Here is a 22,071-nt window from a genome sequence, read left to right as displayed (position 1 = left end):
GGGCTCGGAGTTCTCAGCGGGGCTCGGTGTACGGGGTGCGCGGTCCTGGGATCTGGGCGATCCGCTTGTCCAGCTCGCTCGGGAGCTTGGACAGCGCCGGCCATCCGCGCGGCTCGGGGTTGTCGACGGTGGCCTTGAGCACCGTGCCGTCGGTGGTGCGCACGGTCGCGGAGACGATCCAGCCGTCGAAGATCTGCACCTTCCGGTCGTACTGCGGCTGATTGCGGAGCACCCGCTCGGTGATCGCGCGCAGGTCCGCGACGTCGGCGGGCTTGCCGCGCAGCTCGACGAGCTTCGACCCGGGTGCGACCGCCTTGGTGACGATGCGTCCGTCGGCGTACACCGTGGTCCGCGGCGGGGCCTCGCGGGTGAGGAAGACGGTGGTCCGCACGTCGACGACCACGGTGTTCCCCGGCTTCGGCGCCGGCGTGGGCGCGGCGGTGGCGGCACCCGTGGCCGTGATCAGCGACGTGGTGAGGAGGGCGGCCGCGGCGGCGGTCCGGAGGGTCTTCCGCATGCCGCCAGCGTATCCGCCGCGCACAGGAAGCGAAAGATCTGATTCCTACTGCTGCAGATCGGTCGCGCCGTCGGCCGTTCCGTCGCCGTCGGTGTCGAAGATCAGGACGTCGGGCGCACCGTCGGCGTCCGTGTCGGCGACGGCCTGCCGGGCCGGCTGCCCCGGTTCCGCGGGCACGGGCACGACCTGCGCCGGCTCCGGCTCGGGGCCGCGCTCGCCCGTGACGCCGGGAATGGGGCAGGCCGACGGTGCCGCCCGCGCCGGTGTGCCTGTGGTTCCAGGCGTCCCGTCGGCCCCGCCCGGTCCCGTCGACGCCGATCCGGAACTCGCGCCGGGCGCCGTCGTGGGTTCGGCCCAGCGGCCGGAGCCGTCGTCGCGGAAGGCCGCTTCGCGGGTCCCGTCGTCGTCGAGATCGAGCGCGGCCACGTCCGCGCGGCCGTCCCCGTCGAGGTCGACCATTGCGTCGTCGATCCGGCCGTCCCCGTCGAAGTCGAGCAGGACGGAGCCCTGCACCGCGGGTGAGGACCAGCGGCTGACCCGGCCCTCGCCGTCCCCGAACCAGTACTCGAGCAGTTCGTCCCCCATATCAATTGGACGCGCCGGCGGCCTCCGGGGTTCCCGTTCGGCGGTACAGGAGGACGACGAGCAGGACCGCCAGCGCATACAGGAGCGCGCCGAAGCCGGCGAGGGGGAGGCAGACACCGTCGAACGGGACCACTGCGGCGGCGAAGGCGACCGCGCCCACGAAGGTCACGTTGAACAGCGCGTCCTGAAAGGCGAAGACCTGGCCGCGACGCTCGTCGGGCACGTCGAGCTGCATCGCCGCGTCGCCCGACAGCTTCACCACCTGGCCCGCGAGGCCGAGCACGGCGGCGGCCGCGACCAGCATCGCGAAGTTCAGCGTGAGCACGGTGAGCTGCGTCAGGCAGGCGACGGCGAGCGCACCGACCACGGTGTTGCGGCGCCCCCAGCGGGCCACCGCGAAGGGCGTGAACACTGCGGCGACGAACATTCCGAGCGCGGTGGCCCCGGCCATCGAGCCGAATCCGGCGAGGCCCAGCGTCCCGTCGGTGAAATGGTGCCGGGTGAGCAGGAGCAGCATCATCGTGTTGAAGCCGAAGACGGTGCGGTGCGCCCCCATGCCGGTCAGGGCCGCCGTGACCGACGGTGCGCGCCACGCGGCGAGGGCCCCGTGCGCGAGGCCGGCGGCGACGTCGCTGAGCGCGGTCGCGGGCTTCTCGTGCTTGCCGGAGACGTCGTGGTCGGGGCCGAGCACGCCGGCGGGGAACCGGGTGGACAACACCGCGCCGAGGACCGCGACGAGCACGGCGACGGCCAGGACGCAGGCGCCGCCGCCGTCGTCGGAGCCGAAGATCGCCCGCAGCCCGACGGCCGTGCTCGCGCCCACGGCTGTCGCGCCGGCGCCCATGGTCGTGGTCAGGGAGTTGATCGCGACGAGTTGCGGCCGGTCGACGACGTGCGGCAGCGCCGCGGAGAGCCCGGAGGCGACGAAGCGGCCGGCGCCGCTGACGGCCAGCGCGACGATGAAGATGGCGCTCTCCCCCGCCCCCGACGCGAGCACCCCCGCGCACGCCGCGATGAGCAGCGCGCGAACGAGGTTCGCGACGATGAAGACGCGGCGCCGGTCCCAGCGGTCCAGCAGGGCGCCGGCGAAGGGCCCGATCACGGAGTAGGGCAGCAGCAGCACGGCGAGGCCGGTGGCGATGGCGGCCGGGGTCGCGTTGCGCTCGGGATTGAAGACGATGGCGGTGCCGAGCCCGGCCTGGAACAGGCCCTCGGCGTACTGGCTGAGGAGTCGGACGCCGAGCAGGCGCAGCAGGTCGGGCAGGTCGCGGAAGGTCCGCCACGCCGGTTTCGCAGCGGCGGCGGGAGCTTCCGTTCCGCTGGTCGTCACGTGCTACAGCGTATCGGCGCGAGGGCTTCCGCGTCGGCGGACCCCGATGGTGGTCGACGTGCCATGATGGGGGTGTGGGTCCCGATCGTTCGAATGAGCCGACGCAGGGCGGCGCGTCCTCCGGCGAGCCCGCCGATGCGGGCTTCGAGGTGTCCTCGGGCACGCTGCTGGTCGCCTCCCCGGAGCTGATCGAGCCGACCTTCTCGCGCACCGTCGTCTACCTGATCGAGCACAACGAGTCGGGGAGCCTCGGTGTGGTCCTCAACCGTCCGAGCGAGTCCGCGGTGCACGGGGTGCTCCCCCGGTGGCACGACCTGGCGGCCAAGCCGAAGGCCGTGTTCGTCGGCGGCCCGGTGAACCAGTCCGCGGCGCTGTGCCTCGGGGTGGTCAAGGCCGGCGTGGACGCGAGCGGCATCCGCGGGCTGCAGCCCGTCGCGGGGCGCGTGGTGCTGGTGGACCTCGACTCCGACGTGGAGATGATGGACGAGCTGCTCGACGGCGTGCGCGTTTTCGCCGGCTACAGCGGCTGGGGCATGGGCCAGCTCGACGACGAGCTCGAGCGCGACGACTGGATCCCGTGCGGCTCGCTGCACACCGACGTGCTGGTGCCCGCCCGGGTGGACCTGTGGGGCAAGGTGCTGCGCCGCCAGGGCCTGCCGACCGCGCTGCTCGCGACCCATCCGGTGGACGTCTCCGTCAACTGACCTCGCGGTCGGTCTTCGCCCGCTGGGATTCGATGATCCGCCACAGCGCGGACCGGCACACCTCGACATCGGCGCCGAGGAGCCGCCCGAACTCCTCATCGAGCGCGATGGACCTGCCGATCATGGCCCGGGTGAGTTCCTCACCCTCGGGCGTCAGCGTCAGGATCCGCGCGCGCCGGTCTGTCTCGTCGACGGTGCGCTGCACGAATCCCCAGGAGACGAGCTCGTCGACCGCGGGCGCGACCGTCTGCTTCGTCGTCCCGAGCCTGGCCGCGACGTCGACGATCCGTACCGGCTCGGCATCGATGAGCGCGAGGATCCGCATGTGCCCCGTGCGCAGCCGGGCGTCGAACGCGTGCACCTCCTCCAGGAGCAGGTCGGCCACGATCACGCCGACGCGGCGGGCGAGCAGATGGATCCGCGCGTCGGGCCCCGGATCGATGATCGCGAGCGAATCGGTGGTCGTGGAACTCCCCCTGGACATGATGGTCAGGGTAACCGGACGAATGTTGCATGCGTCACTCCGGCGTGCGTGACAACGTGTGTTGTCGTATTTTAGTCAGGTCGTACTGACTACAAGGAGCGACGAAATGCCCGTCGTCACGCGTGCACTCCGCGCACGTCCCCTGAGCCGGTTCCTCCTCGGCGCCCTCCTGGCGGTGGCGGCCGCCGTGCACCTGATCCGGATCGGCATGCTGCCTTGTCCTGAAGGGAGTGCCTCGTGCGCCGGTCTCGGAATCGCGTACGCGGTCCTCCTGGGCATGGTGGTGCTCGGTGAGCGGTGGGGGTACCTCGCGGCGGCGATCTTCCCGCTGATCGCCCAGCTGCTCGGCGACTACCGGTCGTTCGCCTATTACGGGAATCCGATCGACGCGATGGACCCGGTCGTCGACCTGCTCGTCGTGCCGATCGCCCTGTGCGTGATCCGCTCGACCGGGAAGGCCGATCGTGCCCGGTCCGCTCCACAGGAATGACAGCGACTGTTGTCGTAGCATTCCGGAACACTCCTCGGAAAGGATCGGCGGATGACGGTCGTCGATGGATCACGCCCCCGAACTCGCGTCGCGCGGATGACTCTCGGCCTGCTGCTGACGGTCGTGACGGTCGCGCACGTGGCCCAGGCGCTGGAGTCCCCTGTGGCGAACACCTCCGCCGGGTCCATCGGCGCGGCGGTGGCGTATGCGGCGATCGCGGTGTGCGTCTTCTGCGGAAGTCAGCTGGGGTACATCGCCGCCGTGGGCCTCCCGCTGGCCGGCCTCGTCTACAGCGACCACGGGCTGTTCTCGGCGCGGACCCCGGTCGGGATCCTGTACTCGGTGCTGTTCGCCGTGATCGTCCCGCTGGCCGCGTACCTCTGGTACAGGTCGGCGAGTCACTCCGACAAAAATTAGGCTAGTCTTACCTTCCTGATTGATGGAGGGTGTCATGAGGCGGTTCAACTCGGCGCTCGTCGCCGCGGTAGCACTGGTCGGCCTGGTCACGACGGCGTGCGGTGGTTCGGGCTCCGACGGCGCCGCCCCCGCGGCGAGCACCGTCACGATCACGCAGGTCAACGGCGTCACCGAGTTCCCCGTCGGCCCGACCCGCATCGTCGCCACCGGCTACTCGATCGACAACCTGCTCGCTCTCGGCATCAAGCCCGTCGCCGTGGTCGAGGGCGGGCTGCCGTTGCCCGCGCCCTGGCACGGCCAGCAGCTCGACGGCATCCCGATCATCAAGTCCCCGGACAAGAAGTCCATGCCGGTCGAGGAGATCGCGAAATACCGGCCCGAGCTCTTCGCCGGCGACAATTACGTCGTCGACCGGCCCACCTTCGAGCGGCTGTCCGCTGTCACCAAGGTGCTGGGCGGCATCGAGGAGAACGGCTCCAGCGCCGCGTGGGATGTCCAGCTCAAGGCACTCGGTCAGATCCTGGGCAAGCAGGACGCCGTGAACCGCGTCCTCGCGGACGACAAGGCGCGGTTCGCCGCCGTCAGCGAGCGGCATCCGGGGCTGCAGGGCAAGTCGGCGGTCCTCGCGCAGTACATCGCCGCGTCGAGCACCTTCAACTTCGTCTCCTCCGCCGCCGATCCGACGAACACCATGTTCGCAGAGCTGGGGATGACCCTCCCGAAGGCGATCAAGGACAACCCGCGCTTCGCCGTCGGATCCGGCCAGCAGGGCGGGCGCACCCCGGTCTCGCTGGAGCTGCTCCCCCAGATCGCCTCGAACCTGATGGTCATCTACCCGAACGGCGCCACCGCGTCGGACCTGCTGCGCCTGCCCGGCTACGCGGGCCTGCCCCAGGTGACCTCGGGTGCGACGAAGGTGGTCGACCTGCAGACCGTGATCGCGCTGAACCAGCCCACCCCGCTGAGCCGGGAGTGGATCCTTCCCCAGCTCGAGCCGCTCTTCGTGAACGCCGCGCAGCAGCAGGCAGTAGCGTGATGCGGCGCCTCGCGGCGGCCGTCGCGGCGCTCGCCCTGCTGGCTGGCTGCGGATCCGGCACGACGGAGCCGTCGGCACCGTCGGCCTCGACGGTGCCGATCGCCCAGGCCAACGGCACCATCGACTACCCCGTGGGCGCGAAGCGGATAGTCGCGCAGGGCTATGCGATCGACAACGTGCTGGCGCTCGGGTCAAGCCCGTCGCCATCGTGCAGCTCACCCAGCCGCTGCCCGCCGCGTGGCAGCGCGAGCTGCTCAAGGACGTGCCGGTGATCAAGGCCCCCGGCGCCACGAGCCTGCCGGCCGAGGAGATCGCCAAATACCAGCCGGACCTGTTCGTCGGCGACCACCGGGTGGTCAAGGGCGAGAACTTCACCGCGGTCAGCGGCGTGACCAAGGTGCTCGGCGGCATCGCCGCCACGGGTCCCGACTCCGGCTGGAACGCCCAGCTTCTCGCCCTCGGCCGGATCGTCGGCAAGGAGGACGAGGCGAAGCGGGTGATCGCGGCCGACCACGACCTGGTGAGCGGCTTCGCGCAGCGGTACCCGGGCCTCAAGGGGAAGACCGGGTTCGTGGCGCAGTACGCGGCCGCGGCGTCCAGCTTCAACGTGATCGCGAGCCCGCAGGACCCGACGAACCTGTTCCTCGCCGAGCTGGGGCTGACGGTGCCGAAGGCGATCCGCGACGAGCCGCGGTTCGTCAACCCTGCGACCCGCGGCATGGTCTCGCTGGAGCTGCTCCCCCGCGTGGGCGCGAATGTCATGGCGATCTACCCCAACGGCGCGACGGGCGAGGACCTGCTGAGGCTGCCCGGCTACTCCGCGTTGCCGCAGGTGCAGCGCGGCACCGCCGTGGTCGCGGACCTTGACCTCACCTACTCGGTGTACCAGCCCACGTCGCTGAGCCGGGCCTGGTTCCTGCAGACGATGGAGCCCACGCTGGCGAAGGTCGCGGAGCAGCCGCTGGTGGAGTGAGGGCGGTTCGTTGTACGACCAGGTGTCGGAGCTGACCGCTACCATCTCGGTCGAGAAGTTCCCCTCGACCGACGGCTGGTGAAACCCATGAGTGACGATCAAGACACGGTTGTCCCGCTCTATACGCTCGCGACGGACGACGTCGGGACGCTGCCCGTGCCCGCCGACGTCGACGGGATCACGCCGGAACGGTTGCGGGAGCTCCGAAGCGCGCTCGCGGTTCTCGCCGACGCTCCCATTGCCACCCTCGAGGTGCACCCCGCGCCGGAGCGGGTGGACACCTCGCGCGGGATTCCGCTCGACGTCGCCAGCCCGCTTGCGCAGCAGCTCGCGTTGCTCGTGGCAGGTGCCTCACGCGCCGCGAAGGGCGGTTCCGGCGAGGTGCTGTACCGGATGGTCGTGCCGGCGAAGGTCGCGGGAAAGCTCGGGGCGGGGGTGGTTCCGATGGCCTCGAAGTCGGTGGCCGGAGGTATCCATAGTGCGATGGTCGGGAAGTCGGGCATCGCCGCTCAGGCGTCCTTCGTACCGGTCGCAGGGAAGACCGGCCTGGCGGGCGGCGCGGCCGGTGCCGGCGCTGTGGGTGCGGGCGCAGTGATGACGATCGCGGCACCTCTGGTCCTGATGGCGGTGGCAGCGGGGTTGAGCGCGCACGCCGAGCAGCAGCGCCGGGAGCAGATGGAGAAGATCGCAGGACTCCTCGAGAAGGCGGATAAGGCCAGGTTGGAGAGTGAGCGTAATCAGCTCGACGGGTGCCGCAGCGCGATCGACAAGGCGACGGCCGTCCTACTGGACGAGGGGCGCATCGGTGCGTCGCTCGGTCTGGACTCGGCGGCACACGCAATCGACACTGCTGTGGCGACCGCGGACCGGCGGCTTGGCACCTGGGAGAAGGCGCTCGCAGACCTACCGGAGGGCAAGGTCGAACTAGGACAACTGCGGGATCTGTTGCCCGGTGTCGACGACGACTCCGGAGAGTTTCAGATCCAGCTCGAGCTGGCGGGTCTCGCGCTGGCGCTCAAGCGCCGCGTGATACTGCCTCCAGGCGGTCGAGCACGCGCAACTGGAGGAGGGCAATCTGTTCGAGAACTTCACCAGGACCCTGCGGCTCGACCAGAAGAATGTCGAGCGAGTGGAGTCCGGTCTGTACCGCGTCCTGAGCACGCTTTCCCAGGTTAGGCTCGACCGTTCCCACGGGATTCGCGATATCGTTTTCCGAGCGGGACAGGTCGACGAGCTCCTCGATGCGGGAGAACGATTGCGCGCGCTCGGCGGCCGTGTCGCCGACCCGGCGGGCGCCCATAGTGATGTGGCGATCGACATTGTCGGCGGGGCCGATGGATCGATTGTGGTCTTGCCGGCGGTCGCTTCCTGACGGATCCGCAGCGGCTCAGTCGAGACCGAAGTGGCTGGACACCTCGGTGATCGTGTACTCGTTCCGGAGCTTGCAGGCGGAGTTCTGGTTCGCGAAGAAGCCGGCCTTCCAGAAGGCCTCGGCGCGGGGCACAGCCGTGAGCCATCGAACGGGTACGACCCACTCGCGCTGGTCCTGGTCATCGTCGCGATCCGGGAAGACGTAGGTGCCCTGGAGCGTCAATGACGCCAGGGGCACCTCGGAGCCGTCGCGGTCGACGACGGCGTCCTCGAACGGCCGGGCGGGCGCGAGGACCTCGCCGACGGCGACGTAGCCCGACTTGGGGATGTGGGTGAGGACGCGGGCGCCGACCGGCAGTTGCCGCATCGTTCGGGAGAACCACTCGCCGCCGCCCGCGGAGACGAACCCATGCGTGCGCGCATCATCCCAGCTGCGCCCGCCCGCCTCCTCGCCGAAGCTCACGTACCAGTCGTGGCCGTTCCACGCCGCCTGCTTCTTCGCCGCGGACGCCGCCCCGCTGCGGGTCGCGGTGACGCTCGCATCGTCGATCAGCCAGGTGCGGGCCAGGTACTCGCGGTCTCCGTCGGCGAAGTAGTCGAGCAGGAGCACGTTGATCGGCACCTGGTAACCGCCCGACAGGTACGCCACCAATCGTTCGGTCGCGTCGTCCATGTCGCTGGCGACGACGATCAGCTGGTGCCGTGTGTTCAGGTCGTCGGGCGCACCGTCACCGAAGACCTCGGCGAACGCCTCGTCGAACGATGCGGTGGCGCCGTTCCGGCGCTGGTACTCGTCGAAGATCGCACGGACCTCGTGATTGTCCAGATCCTGGATCCACGACGCGTAGTCGAGGACCTGTGCGACCACGTCCCGGGGCGTGCGGTCGCGCTTGAGCTCGATGACCACCACGTCGCCGTCGGCGTTGACGCCGAGCAGGTCGATGAACTTGCCGTACTTGGTGGGAACCTGGCGTCCGATCAGGAGGATCGGCTGGCCGAGTACGTCGGTCTGCGTCTCGATGATGTCCTCGAGACGCGATTCGAGGGCCAGCTTCGTCGGTTGTACCCGCCGCGGCTCCCCGTCGATCCGCCACATCGCGATCTTCGTCCCCACTCGCCCCCCCGATCGTCCGCCGCTTCACGGGCAGCGTACGCGGCGCGACGGTGGGGCGGACCGATCAGGCCGACACGGTCTCCGGCTCCAACTCGCGCCCGTACTTCGCAGCGAGCCACGCGCACATCATCAGCTGGATCTGGTGGAAGATCATCAGCGGCAGCACCAGCAGGCCGACGGGCTGTCCGGCGAACAGGACGGCCGCCATCGGCAGTCCGGTGGCCATGGACTTCTTCGTGCCGCAGAACTGGATCGCGATCATGTCGGCGCGGTCGAAGCCGAGCTTCTCGGCGGTGGTCCGGGTGAGCCACAGCATCAGCACCACGAGCACGACGGACAGCACGATCAGCTGCACCACGCCCACCCAGGAGACCTGGCTCCAGATGTGCTCGCGCATGCCGGCGGAGAAGGCGGAGTAGACCACGAGCACGATCGAGCCGCGGTCGACGTACTTCAGCGCGGCGGCGTGCTTCGCCACGAACTCCCCCACCCAGGGCCGCAGCAGCTGGCCGAGGAGGAAGGGCAGCAGCAGCTGCAGGCACAGGTCGATGATCGAGCTGCTGTGGAACTGCACCTCGCCGGTGGTCGCCATCAGCGCGAGCACCAACAGCGGCGTGATGAAGACGCCGAGCAGGTTGGAGACCGAGGCGCTCACGATCGCGCCCGGCACGTTGCCGCCCGCGATCGAGGTGAAGGCGATCGACGACTGCACCGTCGACGGCAGCAGCGTCAGGAACAGCACGCCCGCGTACAGCTCGGGCCGCAGCAGCACCTCCGGCGCGAAGCGCAGCAGAACCCCGATGATCGGGAAGACCACGAACGTGAAGCCCAGGATCACGACGTGCAGGCGCCAGTGCTTGAGGCCGGCCAGCGCCTCCATCGGATGGATCCGCGCCCCGTACAGGAAGAACAGGACCGCGATCGCGACGGTGACGGCACCGTCGACCACCGGGACCGCGCGCCCCTCCGCCGGGAACACGGCGGCGAGGCCGACGGCGGCGAAGATCGCGAGGATGAAGCCGTCGATCGAGAGCTTGCCGAGGAGGTTCCGCATCGGCTAGGCGGGCCGCGCCTCGTGGTCGCACATGCCCTTGAGGGCACACGCGCCGCAGCCGCCGGTCACGCCGCAATCCGCCGCGGGGTCGTCCGACGGTGCCTCGTCGTCGGCGCTGCAGCACGTGGCCTCGGGCATCTGCAGGCGCGCCTGAATCGACGCGGCGCGCGCGCCCTGGAGCGCGCCGAAGCCGGCGAGGAACAGGCCCGCGACCACGGCGACGACGACCGCGACGTACGACCACGGGGCGTCCATCGCCAGGCCGATGAGGGCGCCACCGCCGAAGATGACGCCCGCGGCCACGAGACCGGGCCCGGCCACGCGGTTCGCGGTGCGCCAGAGCAGCGGGTCGGAGAGGGTTTGCTCCGTACGGACCCCCACGATGCCGTTCTCCGGGAGGCGGCCGGCGAGCCCGGCGCCGCCCACGACGACGGCCGCCACGGCGGCCAGGGCGAGGATCACAACCAGCACGAACACGCCTCCAGTGTAGTTCGGCCGGATTTCGCCCTGTTCCGGGGAGGTTTTAGGCTGGTGGGGTGACCCAGAACGTGGAACAGACCACCTCGACCGCCCCGGCCCACCGGTACACGGCCGAGCTCGCGGGCGCCATCGAGCAGCGGTGGCGCGATCAGTGGCGCGACGGCGGCGTGTTCAACGCCCCGAACCCCGTCGGCCCGCTCCGGGGCGACGGTGCCCTCCCCGCGGAGAAGCTGTTCATCCTCGACATGTTCCCGTACCCCTCCGGCGCGGGCCTGCACGTGGGGCACCCGCTCGGCTTCATCGCGACGGACGTCTTCGGCCGCTACCACCGGATGAACGGCGCCAACGTCCTGCACACAATGGGCTTCGACGCCTTCGGCCTGCCCGCCGAGCAGTACGCGGTGCAGACCGGCACGCACCCGCGCGTGACCACCGAGAAGAACATCCAGCGGTACCTGGAGCAGATCGGGTCGCTGGGCCTGGCTCACGACGAGCGGCGCCGCGTCTCCACCACGGACCCGGAGTTCTACCACTGGACGCAGTGGATCTTCCTGCAGATCTACAACGCCTGGTACGACGCCGCCCAGGACCGCGCGCGGCCGATCGCAGAGCTGGAGGCCGAGTTCGCTTCGGGCGTCCGGGCTTTGGACGACGGCCGGGAGTGGTCGGGCCTGACGATGGCCGAGCGCGCCGCCGTGCTCGACGATCACCGCCTGGTCTACGAGAGCAACTCACTGGTGAACTGGTGCCCCGGACTGGGCACCGTGCTCGCCAACGAGGAGGTCACCGCCGACGGTCGCAGCGAGCGCGGCAACTTCCCCGTGTACCGCAAACAGCTGCGGCAGTGGATGATGCGGATCACCGCCTACTCGGACCGCCTGATCGACGACCTGGATGTGCTGGACTGGCCCGAGAAGGTCAAGTCCATGCAGCGCAACTGGATCGGACGCAGCCGCGGCGCCCGCGTGGCCTTCACCGCCGCCGGTGAGCGGATCGAGGTCTTCACCACCCGCCCCGACACCCTGTTCGGCGCCACCTACATGGTGCTCTCCCCCGAGCATCCGCTGGTCGATCAGCTGACCGCCGACGCCTGGCCCGCCGGGGCGGACGAGCGCTGGACCGGCGGCGCCGGCTCCCCCGCCGAGGCCGTGGCCGCGTACCGCGCGTCGATCGCCGCCAAGTCCGATCTGGAGCGCCAGGAGGGCAAGGAGAAGACGGGCGTCTTCCTGGGCACCTTCGCGGTGAACCCGCTGAGCGGCGCCGAGATCCCCGTCTTCATCGGCGACTACGTGCTGATGGGCTACGGCACCGGCGCGATCATGGCAGTCCCCGGCCACGACGTGCGCGACCACGAGTTCGCCACGAAGTTCGGCCTGCCCATCGTCGAGGTGGTGGGCAGCGAGGCCGGCGTCGCGGACGAGGCCTACATCGGCGAGGGCCCCGCGGTGAACTCGGCGAACGCCGACCTGGACATCAACGGTCTGGCCGTCGCGGAGGCGAAGGCCGCCGTCATCGCGTACCTGGAGAAGACCGGCGCGGGCCGGGGCACCGTGCAGTACAAGCTGCGCGACTGGCTGTTCGCGCGCCAGCGGTACTGGGGCGAGCCCTTCCCCATCGTCTTCGACGCCGACGGTGCGCCGCACGCCCTGCCGGAATCCCAGCTGGCCGTGCTGCTCCCGGAGGTCGAGGACTACGCGCCCGTCGCCTTCGATCCGGAGGACTCGGACTCGCAGCCCTCTCCCCCGCTGGCGAAGGCCGCCGACTGGCTGAACGTCGAGCTGGACCTCGGCGACGGCCTGCAGGACTACACCCGCGACGCGAACGTCATGCCGCAGTGGGCCGGTAGCTCCTGGTATCAGCTGCGCTACGTGGACCCCACGAACGCGGAGGCCTTCTGCGCCAAGGAGAACGAGGCCTACTGGATGGGCCCGCGGCCCGAGGTCAACGGCGCGGGCGATCCCGGCGGCGTGGACCTCTACGTCGGCGGCGTGGAGCACGCAGTGCTGCACCTGCTGTACGCGCGCTTCTGGCACAAGGTGCTCTTCGACCTGGGCTACGTGACCTCGCGCGAGCCGTACCGGAAGCTGTTCAACCAGGGCATGATTCAGGCCTTCGCCTACACCGACTCCCGCGGCGTCTACGTGCCCGCGGAGGACGTCGTGGAGCGCGACGGGAAGTTCTTCCTGGGCGAGCAGGAGGTGAACCGCGAGTACGGCAAGATGGGCAAGTCCCTGAAGAACTCCGTCGCTCCGGACGACATCGCCCGCGACTACGGCGCCGACACCCTGCGCGTCTACGAGATGTCCATGGGTCCGCTGGACCAGGACCGCGCGTGGGCGACGAAGGACGTCGTGGGCGCGCAGCGCTTCCTGCAGCGCGCCTGGCGCGCGGTGATCGACGAGGAGACCGGTGCCGTCCGCGTCACCGACGAGACCCCGTCCGACGACTCGATGCGGGTGCTGCACAAGACGATCGCCGGCGTCCGCGAGGACTACGCGGAGATGCGCGACAACACCGCCATCGCCAAGCTGATCGAGCTGACCAACCACCTCACCAAGGAGTACCCCGGCGGCGCACCGCGCTCGCTCGCCGAGCCGCTGACGCTCATGCTCGCTCCCGTCGCCCCGCACATCGCGGAGGAGCTGTGGAGCCGGCTGGGACACGCCGAGTCGCTGGCGCACGGCCCCTTCCCTGTGGCCGAGGGCCAGTGGCTGGTGCAGGACACCGTCGAGATCCCGGTGCAGGTCAAGGGCAAGGTCCGCGCGCGGATCACCGTGGGCGCCGACGCCTCCGACGAGGCGCTCGAGGCCGCCGCCCTGGCGGATCCGAAGATCGCCGAGCTGCTCGACGGCGCGCCGCGCAAGGTCATCGTCGTGTCCGGCAAGCTCGTCAACATCGTTCCGTAACAGGTGAGTCCGGCCATGCAGGCGCTCGCCGAGCAGCTCATGGCCGGCCCCCGCGGGCGAGCACTGTGTGTGTTCGCCGGCCTTCCGTTTTCGGCATGGCGCCTTCTGTGGGATCTTGAGCTCGACCCACTGACCGATACGGGCGGGCCCTGGTACACGGCCGCGAGCGACCGCGTGCTCACCGATGCTCAAGCCCAGTCCGTTCGCGCCCTCGCTGTCGCGCTCGCCGAACCGGAGGTCATCGATAGCACCGCGGTGCGCCGAGCGCTGGAGCACACCGTTGACAACGCCGTGTACTGGCAGGACCCCCGTGACGAAGAACTCGTGGGCTCGATACCTCTGCTCGCGTCGGACCTGCGAGAGATCGCGCAACGGATCGCGGCGTTGCCGGAGACCCGATGGTGGACCGCACCGATGTCGGAGCATCAGTACGAGGTGCGTTTCCTGCCCTTCAGTGAGGTGGGTGCCCTGGACTCGGATTTGCGGGCGGCGGCGATCCTCGCCGATGCGTTCCGTCCTCGTCGGCCGAGCGAGCGGCCCGGTTACAGAAGTGGGTGGTGGTCGATGCCGCCGGTCGGACTGGTCCGAACATGTCCCTCCCCGGACGGAGAGCCGAGCGGCCTGTTCCTCGTTGAGGACGGGTTTGGGCAGCAGCGGGCGGCGGTTCACCCAGTGACGTCCTCGCGTTCACGAGTGTTCGAGATCGACTCCGGTGAGGCGTGGGCGCGGCTCTGTCGACGTCATCAGCTGGACGTCACGAACGACCGATCCTCGGACTGGCGGATCACCACCGGTCTCGCCGACACTCGCTGGGTGATGCCTGATTGGCGATCAGTAGCAGCGGAGTACGACGCGGTGCACCTGCAGGTCGGGGCGTATCTGGCGGCGAGTGGCACCGCGATCGAGGTGGAGCCGGGGGTGCACTCGGTGATCGCGGGGTGGGCGCCGGGCGACACCTTCTGGCTCACGGATGTCGTCGAAGTGGAACCTCGCGGCCGGATCTTCGTCAAGGATCGGGACGACGACCTGTGGCACGCCGAGGAGGAGGGGAACCCGTGATCGGATCCCTGGCGGACCTCGCGACCGAGGAGCGGCGCAGCCTGCTCGACCTCGTGGAGGGCTTCACGGAAGCGCAGTGGCGTGCGCCCAGCCTGTGTGCGGGGTGGAGCGTCCGGGACGTGGTGCTGCATCACATCAGTTACGACCTGTTGACGGGGCGGGAGACGCTGCAGCGCATGGTCACCGGCCGCGCGCATCCTGGCAGTTCGTCGAACGATGCGCGTCTCGCGGAGCTCGCCGGGCTCACCACCGGCAACATCGTGTCCGCCCTCCGCGCACACCAGCGGCCCACGGGACTGACCTCCGGGTTCGGCTGCCGTATCTCCCTGCTGGACGGCATGATCCACCAGCAGGACGTGCGCCGGCCGCTGAACCTGCCGCGGACGATCCCCGGGAAGCGCATCCTGCCGGCGCTGAACTTCGCACTCTGGGCGCCGCCTGTGCGGGGTGCGGTCCGCGGCAGGGGAGTGCGCCTCGTCGCCGACGACCTCGACTGGTCCTTCGGTCGTGGCCCGGAGGTGCACGGTTCGGCGGAGGCGTTGCTGCTCGCCATGGGCGGCCGCACCGTCGTCCTGGATGAGTTGACCGGGCCGGGCCTGGGTCGATTCACCCGGAACCTGGGAGCCCTCGGTACGCGCTGAGCCCGCCCCGTGCACGGAGCCGACGGCCCCGATGTGCTGACCCGCCATGCGCTGCGCCGGCGCGCCTGAGCCGTCGGCGAATGACACCTCGGGTCATGCCACGACAGCGAGCTGCCACGGCGGATCCTCGCGCCAATGGTTGTCGGCGTCGTGGTCGGAGAGCAGGTCCTCCAGCAGCGGCGGGCCATTCGGCCCGTCCAGCATCGCGGCGATGTCGTCGTGGATGGTGCCCACGAAGTCGCGGTAGAGGGCGCGTTCGTCCTGCGCGCGCCACTCGTCGGCGTACTGCTGGTGTCGTTGGCGGTGGTGCTCCTGCGCCAGCCGGTAGAGCTCCTCCGCGTGGTGCGAGTGGTTCACGCGGTACTCGCCGGTGGGGTCGCCGGTGCGGCGCCATCCGGTGCGGCCGGCGCACTCGTCGCCCTCGGGCAGCGTGACGGTCTCGAATCCGCGGCGCACCTCGTCGTCACTGGGGACCACCTTGCCGTGGTGGGCATCGCAGGCCAGGGTCAGCACCGTGATGTCGGTGGCGCCCCCGTCCCGCCACTCGATCGTGTGGTGCACCTGGCAGCGGGTGGCGGGCGCATCGCACCGGGGCGCGCTGCAGCCCCGCTCGGATCCGTAGAGGGCGATGCGCTGGTCCGCGGACGCCAGGCGCTTCTCGCGGCCGAGGTACAGCGGGCGCGACGCGACATCCAGCAGCAGAACGTACTTGGGGTTGGCGCCCATCATTCGCAGCGCGTCCCCGACGGGCAGCCGACCACCGGTGGCGGTGGTGGCGATGCCGGTCTCGGACTCGAGCTGATCGATCCCCAGGGTGATGATCGGGACGCACGGCATCCCGCGGTGCTGCCCGAGCGCGCCCGAACCGATCACGATCCGGAGCGCCGCGACGAACGCGTCGTGGTTGCGTTGCCCCGCGCTCCGGCGGTCCCGCTTCGCAGCCTCCGCGACGGCTTCGGCATCGTCGATGTCGACGGGGTGCTCCGCGTCCGCCGGGTTGTTCACGCCGGGCCGGGCGAGCTTCTCCAGCATCGTGTCCATCAGCGCGCGGGCCTCCGGTGAAAGAACCCCGCCGAGCGCGGACATGAGGTCGTCACCCTGCTTGCCGACGGTCATCTCGCGCTTGCGGGCGACGTCCTCCGCGGAGGGTTCGGCACCGTCGGAGTCGAGGAGCTCGTACGCACGCCGGCCTAGGAGTACGACGTCCTCCGGCGTGCACCCGCCGACGGCGGCGGTGACCAGCATGTCCTCCAGATCGTGCAGGTCGGGATGGGAGAGCTTGGGGGAGCAGGTGTCGAAGGCCTTCTCGATCGCCAGGGCGTGCCGTTCGGACAGCGTGCCCGCGCGCTGGGCGGCGGCGACGAGGGGCAGGCGCGGCTCGGGGGCGTGCCCGCGTTCCTGCCGCGGCGCGCGCGACCGAGCACCACGGATCCGATCCCGCGCCTCGACGCCCGCCAGGCACAGCTGATCGACCAGAAGCTCCTTGGCGCCCGTGTAGCCGAGCTGGGCCGGCAGGTCCTGCTCGATGGCCACCTCGGTGAGCCAGTACTGGCTGCTGGAGACCGTGCGCGCGGCGCGCTCGAGGCGCCGGAGGCTGCCGAGGACCTCCTGCGAGGACAGCATGACGGGGTTCATCGCGGCCAAGCGGTCGGCAGCCTGTTCGAAGGAGGCGAGCGCATCGAGATACTCAGCCGCAGTGCCGGAATCGATCATGAGCCGCCTCCCTTCGCTACTGCAATCCTACGCGCATGTGCGAGAGAGGGCAATAGTCTCGAACATGCTTCCGACGGGGTGACGATGCCTTAGCCTGGAGTCCTCGGATGAGGGGAGCGCCGGATGCGCCTGATCGACGATGCGGAGCGCCGCGCTCGCATGGCCCGCCGCCACGCCCTCGCGCCGCGGCATCGCACCGATTCCGTCCTGGACGCGGTGCGCGCCGTCGGTGTCCTGCACGCCACGGAGCCGGCGACGCCGTACCTGTCGGTGCACGCGCGGATGCACGATTTCGCCCGTGACGAGTACGAGCGCGAACTCTGGGAGGAGCGCTCGCTCGTCAAGCAGCTCGCCATGCGCCGCACCATGTTCGTCTTCCCGCGCGAGCTGTACGGCCCGGCGCTGAGCGGCCCGTCGGACCGCGTCGCGGCCCAGGAGCACGCGAAGATCGCCAAGGACGCGGTCCGCGGCGGCATCGCCGCTGATGGCGAGGTCTGGCTCGCGCAGGCGCGCGCAGCGGTCCTCGACGCCCTCCGCGGCTGCGAGCTCAGCGCCGTGCGGCTCCGTGAGCAGGTGCCCGAGCTCGATGGCAAGGTGATGATGTCGGAGGGCAAGAAGTACGGCGGCGAGATGCACTTGGCGCCCAGGGTTCTCACCTGGCTCGGCGCGGCGGGCGAGCTGGTGCGCGCCCACAACGAGAGCCACTGGCGCGTGAACCGGAACCTGTGGTCCCGCGCCGACGAGTGGCTCGGGGAGCCGGCCGTGCGTACCGAACCCGCCGAGGCGTACGCGATTCTGGTGCGTGAGTACCTGCGCGCCTTCGGCCCGGCCACGGAGACCGACGTGGTGTGGTGGTTCGGCGCCACCAAGACGGCGATCCGCGCCGCGCTCGCCGAGATCGGTGCGGTCCCGGTGGAATTGGAGCGCGACGGCACCGGCTGGGTGCTGCACGACGACGTGGACCCGGAGGACCCCGTGGAGCCCTGGGCCGCGCTCCTCCCCGCACTCGATCCCACGCCGATGGGCTGGAAGGAACGCGCCTTCTACCTCGAGCCGGGCTTCGCCACGGCGATCTACGACGCCGCCGGCAACGCCGGGACCACCGCCTGGTGGGACGGTCGCATCGTCGGGGCCTACACGCAGGACGACGACGGCGCCGTCGGGCTGGTGCTGGCGCCGGGCACGCCTCGCGCGGCGCGGAAGGCCCTCGACGCGGAGGCCGCGCGGCTGCAGGAGTGGCTGGCGGGCGAGCGGGTGAACTCGCTCTACAAGTCGCCGATCACCCTGCCCGCGTATCGGAGCTAGTCAGCGCACGACGGCGATCGCCAGGCCGTCCCAGCCCTTGATCCCGACGGTCTGCAGCGCGGTGGCGTCCAGCCGCGGGTCGGTGCCGAGGCGTTCGAGGGCGCCGCGGATTCCGTCGGCGTCGGGCCCCTCGTCCTGCAGGCGGCGGACCACGTTGTCGATCACGATGACAGTGCCCGGAACGCTCAGCCGCAGAGCCCAATCGAGGTAGGCGCGGTTGTTGGCTTTGTCGGCATCGATGAAGACGAGGCCGAACGGGCCCTCGAGGAAGGGCAGGGTATCGAGGGCGGCGCCGACCTTGATCTCGACGCGATCACCCAGGCCGGCCTCGTCGAGGCTGGCCCGCGCGACGGCGGCGTGCGCGGGTGAGAACTCCAGGGTGATCACCGACCCCGACGGCCCGACGGCGCGCGCGAGCCAGGCGGTGCTGTAGCCGCCGAGCGTGCCGATCTCGAGGATCCGCTCGGCGCCCGCGATCGAGGCCAGCAGGTAGAGGAACTTGCCCTGCGTGCCGGAGACGGCTATGTCCGGCAGGCCGCCCTCGGCCTGCGCTACGCGGATCGGTTCGAACGCGGCCGCGTCGACGGCCACCGTCCGCTCCAGGTAGTCGTCCGTCTCGGCCCACGACTCGCTGCTCACGCGTTCGACTCTATGCCGACCGTCCCGGCGTCGACAACCCCGGATCGTTGCGATTCCTGGCGTGCGGTTCTAACGTCAGCCGTGCGGACAGCGCGGTCGCACTGAAGCCACGGGTGGGGGACCGATCCGATCACACACCCGAGGAGTTCTCATGCAGCACAACCTCATCCGATCGCTGGCGCGGGGAGCGGTCACAGTCTGCGCCGCCGCCGCTGCGGTCGCCGCCGGTGCGGGTATCGCCGGCGCGGCACCCGGCCCCGGGCCGGCCCCCGACACCCTGTGCCGGGTTCCCGGCCTCATCTCCACGATCACGGCCGACGGCCCGGGCCGCGTCGGCGTCACGGGGAGGGCCGACTTCGGGCCGCTCTGGGCGGGGATCACCTTCAAGGCGACGGGCACCCTGGACTGGCGCAACCTGCGGACGGGCGCCACGGGGCACATCGGGGGCGAGGGCGTCAACGCGGCCTTCTTCCGGGCGGCAACCGGACCGGGGGACGTCGAGTTCCGCGTGCTCGTGCACGTCGCCGACGGCCCGGGGCCCGTGCCGTGGCACGACAACTGGACCCGTGTGTGCACGGGGCGGTACCTGGTCCGCTGATCAGCGCGGCCGGAGCACGATCTCGGTGGGGTGCGCGTCGCCGGGGGTCTCGATCGCCCGAACGACGGCGCGGGCGACGGTCTCCGGGCGGAGCAGGCCCTCGGTCGCGTACTCGCGCCCCTCGGCGGCGAAGATGCCCTGCTGCATCTCCGTGTCGATCCGCCCGGGGAAGACGCTGGTCACGCGCAGCGCGGGCTCCTCGGCGCGGAGCGCCTCGGCGAAGGCGGTCAGCCCGAACTTGCTCGCGGCGTAGGCGGACCAGCCGGGGTTGGCGCGCTTGCCGGCGCCCGAGTTGATCAGCACCACGTGGCCGCCCGCGGCGCGCAGCGCGGGCAGCAGGGCGCGGGTGAGCTCGACGACCGCGAGCAGGTTGACCTCGAACATCTCCCGCCAGTCGGCGGCGGGGGTGTCCTCGATCCGCCCGATGCGGCCGACGCCGGCGTTGTGCACGAGCACGTCGAGCCGGTCGATCGGTGCGACGAGTTCCCGGACCGCGGAGTGATCGGTGAGGTCGGCCGGAAAGGGTGCGGCACCGTCGAACTCGGCGACGAGGCCGTCGAGCGCGGGGGAGGGGCGGCCGCCGAGCAGGAGCCGGTGGGAGCCGCCGAGCCCACGCGCGATGTGCGCGCCGAGCCCGCGGGAGGCGCCGGTGACGAGGGCGAGGGGGCGGGCGTCGTCGGTCATGCGGCCACGCTACCGAAGGCCGCGCGCACGGGAGAACCCCGGTCGAATCCTGGGGATCCGCCGGGGTTCTCGGGTCTCGAACGCTCAGAACTCCGCGTCGCCGACGAGGGCGGCCTCGGCCGGGACCTCGTGGGCATCGGCGTTCCGGCCGCGCACTTGGGTCAGGATGACGGCGGCGACGACGCAGGCGATCGCGCCGATGTAGAACGGGGCCGCGGCGCTGCCGAACCAGTTCGCGATGTGCGCCACGAAGGTCGCGGCCAGGGCGCCACCGGCCCAGCGCAGGAAGTTGTAGCCGGCGCTGGCGACGGGGCGCGGCGCGTCGGCGATCGACATCGCCGTGCCGGTGAACAGCGTGTTCAGCACGCCCGACGGGATGCCGGAGAGCACGACGACGGTGACGACCACCGCGACGTTCTCGTGGCCGACGGCGGCGACCACCAGCAGCACGCCGTAGACCAGCACGGCCACGATGGAGCCGGTGCGCTCGCCGAGGGCGGCGGCGACCTTCGGCGCGAGCCACACGCCGCTCACGGCGACGAGCAGGCCCCAGCCGACGAACACGGCGCCGACGAAGTAGGCGCTCTGGTGCAGCACGAACGGCGACCAGGCGAGGATGGTGAAGAAGGCCGCGGTGTAGAAGGCGGAGCCGAGTCCGGTGAGGAACAGGCCGCGCTGGCGCAGCGCCTTGAGCGGGGCGAGCGGCGAGACGGTGCCCTCGCGCTGCCGCTTCTCCTTCGCCTCCGCCGCGTCGGGCTTCAGCATCGTCGCGCACAGCACGGCGCCGATCAGCATGAGGACGGCGGTGCCGGCGAACGGTCCGCGCCAGGAGACGCCGCCGAGGACGGCGCCGAGCAGCGGACCGACGGCCAGGCCCACGCCGAGCGCGGCCTCGTAGAGCAGGATCGCGCCCTGCTGGCCGCCGGTGGCGGCGGCGACGATCACGGCCAGCGCGGTCGCGATGAACAGCGCGTTGCCGAGGCCCCAGATGGCGCGCCACGCGACGAGGGCGCCGATCGAGTTCGCCAGGGCGCAGGCCCCGGCGGCGATGACGATGAGCAGCAGGCCCGCGATGACGGTGCGCTTCGCGCCGAACATCGAGGTGAACCAGCCGATGAACAGCATGGCGACCACCTGGACGCCGAGGTAGGACGAGAACAGCAGGGTGGTCTGGCTGGGCGTCGCGTGCAGGGAGTCGGCGATGGACACCAGGATCGGATCGACGAGGCCGATGCCCATGAAGGCGATCACCGCGGCGAAGGCCGTGACCCACACCGCCTTGGGCTGATGGGACAGGGTGTCGCGCAGGCTGGGGTGCGCGTGCTCTGTCTGGGTACGTTCGGCGGTGGTCGTCATCGCAGCTCCTCTCGGGGTACTACGAAATTCTAACTATTGCCTTGTGCTAAGGACAAGTCGGTGTGATCGATTCCTCAGTCGCCGTCCCGGTAGCGGTCGATGAGCTTGTTCAGCGCGGGCACCGCCTGGTCCAGATTCCGCCGGTCCTCGTCCGTCAGCTCGTGCAGATGCTCGGCGAGGACCGCGTTGCGCGCCGCGATGAGCTCAGAGGTCAGCTGCTCGCCGTGCTCGGAGAGCTGCACCACGACCGCGCGCCCGTCGTCCGGGTCCGGGGTGCGCTGCGCGAGCCCCAGGCGCTCGAGCCCGTCGACGGCGCTCGTCGCGGAGGGCAGCCGGATCCGCAGGAACCGCGCCAGCTCGCCCATCCGCACGGGGCCGAGCCGCAGCAGGCTCTGCAGCGCGGACTGCTGCGCCGGGGTGAGATCCGGTCCCGGCGTGTTCCGCCGCATGAGGAAGTGGAGCTGCAGCAGCGGGGACCGCAGTCGCGCGGCGAGGTCGTCCACCTCGGCGTCGGAGGGCGGGGTCGACGGTGCGCCGGGCGCATCGGACACGGAGTTCATGCCCCGATACTAGGCACAAATGCGACGGTGCCGGGCCCGCCCGTGGGCGAGCCCG

23 protein-coding genes are annotated in these 22,071 nt (G+C 70.8%); 11 read left to right on the top strand and 12 right to left on the bottom strand.

Features of this window, described 5'->3' with window-relative positions:
* Positions 1-13 precede the first annotated feature (13 nt).
* Genes ACM9LD_RS15655 through ACM9LD_RS15645 form a run of 3 tightly spaced genes read right to left on the bottom strand, consistent with a single transcriptional unit; the run spans position 14 to position 2,432 of the window.
* Entirely contained in the window at positions 14-517 is a 504-nt protein-coding gene (locus ACM9LD_RS15655; protein WP_415677526.1) for a hypothetical protein, read from the bottom strand.
* Between the two features lie 45 nt (positions 518-562).
* Positions 563-1,102, bottom strand: coding sequence for a hypothetical protein (locus ACM9LD_RS15650; protein ID WP_415677525.1), 540 nt, complete (start codon positions 1,100-1,102; stop codon positions 563-565).
* A 1-nt stretch (position 1,103) separates the two neighbouring features.
* Positions 1,104-2,432, bottom strand: coding sequence for an MFS transporter (locus ACM9LD_RS15645; protein ID WP_415677524.1), 1,329 nt, complete (start codon positions 2,430-2,432; stop codon positions 1,104-1,106).
* 74 nt (positions 2,433-2,506) lie between these two features.
* On the opposite strand from ACM9LD_RS15645, the gene ACM9LD_RS15640 reads away from it, so the two are divergent.
* Positions 2,507-3,136, top strand: a complete 630-nt coding sequence (locus ACM9LD_RS15640) for a YqgE/AlgH family protein (RefSeq protein WP_074850285.1) — start codon at positions 2,507-2,509, stop codon at positions 3,134-3,136.
* Here the strand turns inward: ACM9LD_RS15640 and ACM9LD_RS15635 are convergent.
* Positions 3,129-3,620: a MarR family winged helix-turn-helix transcriptional regulator gene (locus ACM9LD_RS15635; protein ID WP_415677523.1), complete on the bottom strand. Its 492-nt coding sequence runs from the start codon at positions 3,618-3,620 to the stop codon at positions 3,129-3,131. The two genes, ACM9LD_RS15640 and ACM9LD_RS15635, sit on opposite strands and share 8 nt — an antisense overlap.
* A gap of 106 nt (positions 3,621-3,726) precedes the next feature.
* Between ACM9LD_RS15635 and ACM9LD_RS15630 the strand changes: the two genes are divergently transcribed.
* The 5 genes from ACM9LD_RS15630 (at position 3,727) to ACM9LD_RS15610 (ending at position 7,712) form a co-directional block, all read left to right on the top strand.
* On the top strand, positions 3,727-4,110 hold the full coding sequence (locus ACM9LD_RS15630) for a hypothetical protein (protein WP_415677522.1): 384 nt from the start codon (positions 3,727-3,729) through the stop codon (positions 4,108-4,110).
* A 51-nt stretch (positions 4,111-4,161) separates the two neighbouring features.
* Positions 4,162-4,527, top strand: coding sequence for a hypothetical protein (locus tag ACM9LD_RS15625; RefSeq protein ID WP_415677521.1), 366 nt, complete (start codon positions 4,162-4,164; stop codon positions 4,525-4,527).
* Between the two features lie 34 nt (positions 4,528-4,561).
* Positions 4,562-5,563: an ABC transporter substrate-binding protein gene (locus tag ACM9LD_RS15620; protein WP_415677520.1), complete on the top strand. Its 1,002-nt coding sequence runs from the start codon at positions 4,562-4,564 to the stop codon at positions 5,561-5,563.
* Between the two features lie 208 nt (positions 5,564-5,771).
* A complete protein-coding gene (locus ACM9LD_RS15615; protein WP_415677519.1) occupies positions 5,772-6,536 on the top strand; it encodes an ABC transporter substrate-binding protein in 765 nt (254 codons plus the stop codon).
* Between the two features lie 87 nt (positions 6,537-6,623).
* Positions 6,624-7,712: a hypothetical protein gene (locus tag ACM9LD_RS15610; RefSeq protein WP_415677518.1), complete on the top strand. Its 1,089-nt coding sequence runs from the start codon at positions 6,624-6,626 to the stop codon at positions 7,710-7,712.
* Positions 7,713-7,923: 211 nt separating this feature from the next.
* On the opposite strand, the gene ACM9LD_RS15605 is transcribed toward ACM9LD_RS15610, so the two are convergent.
* The 3 genes from ACM9LD_RS15605 to ACM9LD_RS15595 all read right to left on the bottom strand — a co-directional run bounded on the left by ACM9LD_RS15605 (position 7,924) and on the right by ACM9LD_RS15595 (position 10,552).
* A complete protein-coding gene (locus ACM9LD_RS15605) occupies positions 7,924-9,021 on the bottom strand; it encodes an endonuclease NucS domain-containing protein (protein WP_415677517.1) in 1,098 nt (365 codons plus the stop codon).
* A 64-nt stretch (positions 9,022-9,085) separates the two neighbouring features.
* On the bottom strand, positions 9,086-10,075 hold the full coding sequence (locus ACM9LD_RS15600) for a bile acid:sodium symporter family protein (protein ID WP_415677516.1): 990 nt from the start codon (positions 10,073-10,075) through the stop codon (positions 9,086-9,088).
* A 3-nt stretch (positions 10,076-10,078) separates the two neighbouring features.
* Complete coding sequence (locus ACM9LD_RS15595; protein ID WP_415677515.1) at positions 10,079-10,552, bottom strand: SdpI family protein; 474 nt, start codon at positions 10,550-10,552, stop codon at positions 10,079-10,081.
* Positions 10,553-10,611: 59 nt separating this feature from the next.
* On the opposite strand from ACM9LD_RS15595, the gene leuS reads away from it, so the two are divergent.
* Genes leuS through ACM9LD_RS15580 form a run of 3 tightly spaced genes read left to right on the top strand, consistent with a single transcriptional unit; the run spans position 10,612 to position 15,161 of the window.
* A complete protein-coding gene (leuS, locus tag ACM9LD_RS15590) occupies positions 10,612-13,461 on the top strand; it encodes a leucine--tRNA ligase (protein ID WP_415677514.1) in 2,850 nt (949 codons plus the stop codon).
* A gap of 15 nt (positions 13,462-13,476) precedes the next feature.
* On the top strand, positions 13,477-14,520 hold the full coding sequence (locus ACM9LD_RS15585) for a hypothetical protein (RefSeq protein WP_415677513.1): 1,044 nt from the start codon (positions 13,477-13,479) through the stop codon (positions 14,518-14,520).
* Entirely contained in the window at positions 14,517-15,161 is a 645-nt protein-coding gene (locus ACM9LD_RS15580; protein ID WP_415677512.1) for a maleylpyruvate isomerase family mycothiol-dependent enzyme, read from the top strand. The genes ACM9LD_RS15585 and ACM9LD_RS15580 overlap by 4 nt, the downstream gene beginning before the upstream one ends.
* 93 nt (positions 15,162-15,254) lie before the next feature.
* On the opposite strand, the gene ACM9LD_RS15575 is transcribed toward ACM9LD_RS15580, so the two are convergent.
* Positions 15,255-16,874, bottom strand: a complete 1,620-nt coding sequence (locus tag ACM9LD_RS15575) for an HNH endonuclease signature motif containing protein (protein WP_415677511.1) — start codon at positions 16,872-16,874, stop codon at positions 15,255-15,257.
* A 123-nt stretch (positions 16,875-16,997) separates the two neighbouring features.
* On the opposite strand from ACM9LD_RS15575, the gene ACM9LD_RS15570 reads away from it, so the two are divergent.
* Positions 16,998-18,179 carry a winged helix DNA-binding domain-containing protein gene (locus ACM9LD_RS15570; protein ID WP_415677510.1) on the top strand — a complete coding sequence of 394 codons (1,182 nt, stop codon included), beginning with the start codon at positions 16,998-17,000 and terminating at the stop codon, positions 18,177-18,179.
* Here the strand turns inward: ACM9LD_RS15570 and ACM9LD_RS15565 are convergent, their stop codons facing one another.
* On the bottom strand, positions 18,180-18,818 hold the full coding sequence (locus ACM9LD_RS15565) for an O-methyltransferase (RefSeq protein WP_415677509.1): 639 nt from the start codon (positions 18,816-18,818) through the stop codon (positions 18,180-18,182).
* 151 nt (positions 18,819-18,969) lie between these two features.
* On the opposite strand from ACM9LD_RS15565, the gene ACM9LD_RS15560 reads away from it, so the two are divergent.
* Complete coding sequence (locus ACM9LD_RS15560) at positions 18,970-19,416, top strand: hypothetical protein (RefSeq protein ID WP_415677508.1); 447 nt, start codon at positions 18,970-18,972, stop codon at positions 19,414-19,416.
* Here the strand turns inward: ACM9LD_RS15560 and ACM9LD_RS15555 are convergent, their stop codons facing one another.
* The 3 genes from ACM9LD_RS15555 to ACM9LD_RS15545 form a co-directional block, all read right to left on the bottom strand.
* Positions 19,417-20,100, bottom strand: a complete 684-nt coding sequence (locus ACM9LD_RS15555; RefSeq protein ID WP_415677507.1) for an SDR family oxidoreductase — start codon at positions 20,098-20,100, stop codon at positions 19,417-19,419.
* 84 nt (positions 20,101-20,184) lie between these two features.
* Positions 20,185-21,456, bottom strand: a complete 1,272-nt coding sequence (locus ACM9LD_RS15550; RefSeq protein ID WP_415677506.1) for an MFS transporter — start codon at positions 21,454-21,456, stop codon at positions 20,185-20,187.
* Between the two features lie 74 nt (positions 21,457-21,530).
* On the bottom strand, positions 21,531-22,016 hold the full coding sequence (locus ACM9LD_RS15545; protein ID WP_415677505.1) for a MarR family winged helix-turn-helix transcriptional regulator: 486 nt from the start codon (positions 22,014-22,016) through the stop codon (positions 21,531-21,533).
* Between the last annotated feature and the right edge of the window lie 55 nt (positions 22,017-22,071).

It is taken from the genome of Tsukamurella hominis (assembly GCF_965137015.1).
Lineage (GTDB): Bacteria > Actinomycetota > Actinomycetes > Mycobacteriales > Mycobacteriaceae > Tsukamurella > Tsukamurella hominis.
Note: the sequence above shows the minus strand (reverse complement) of the source record. Positions and strands in the feature narration are given on the sequence as shown.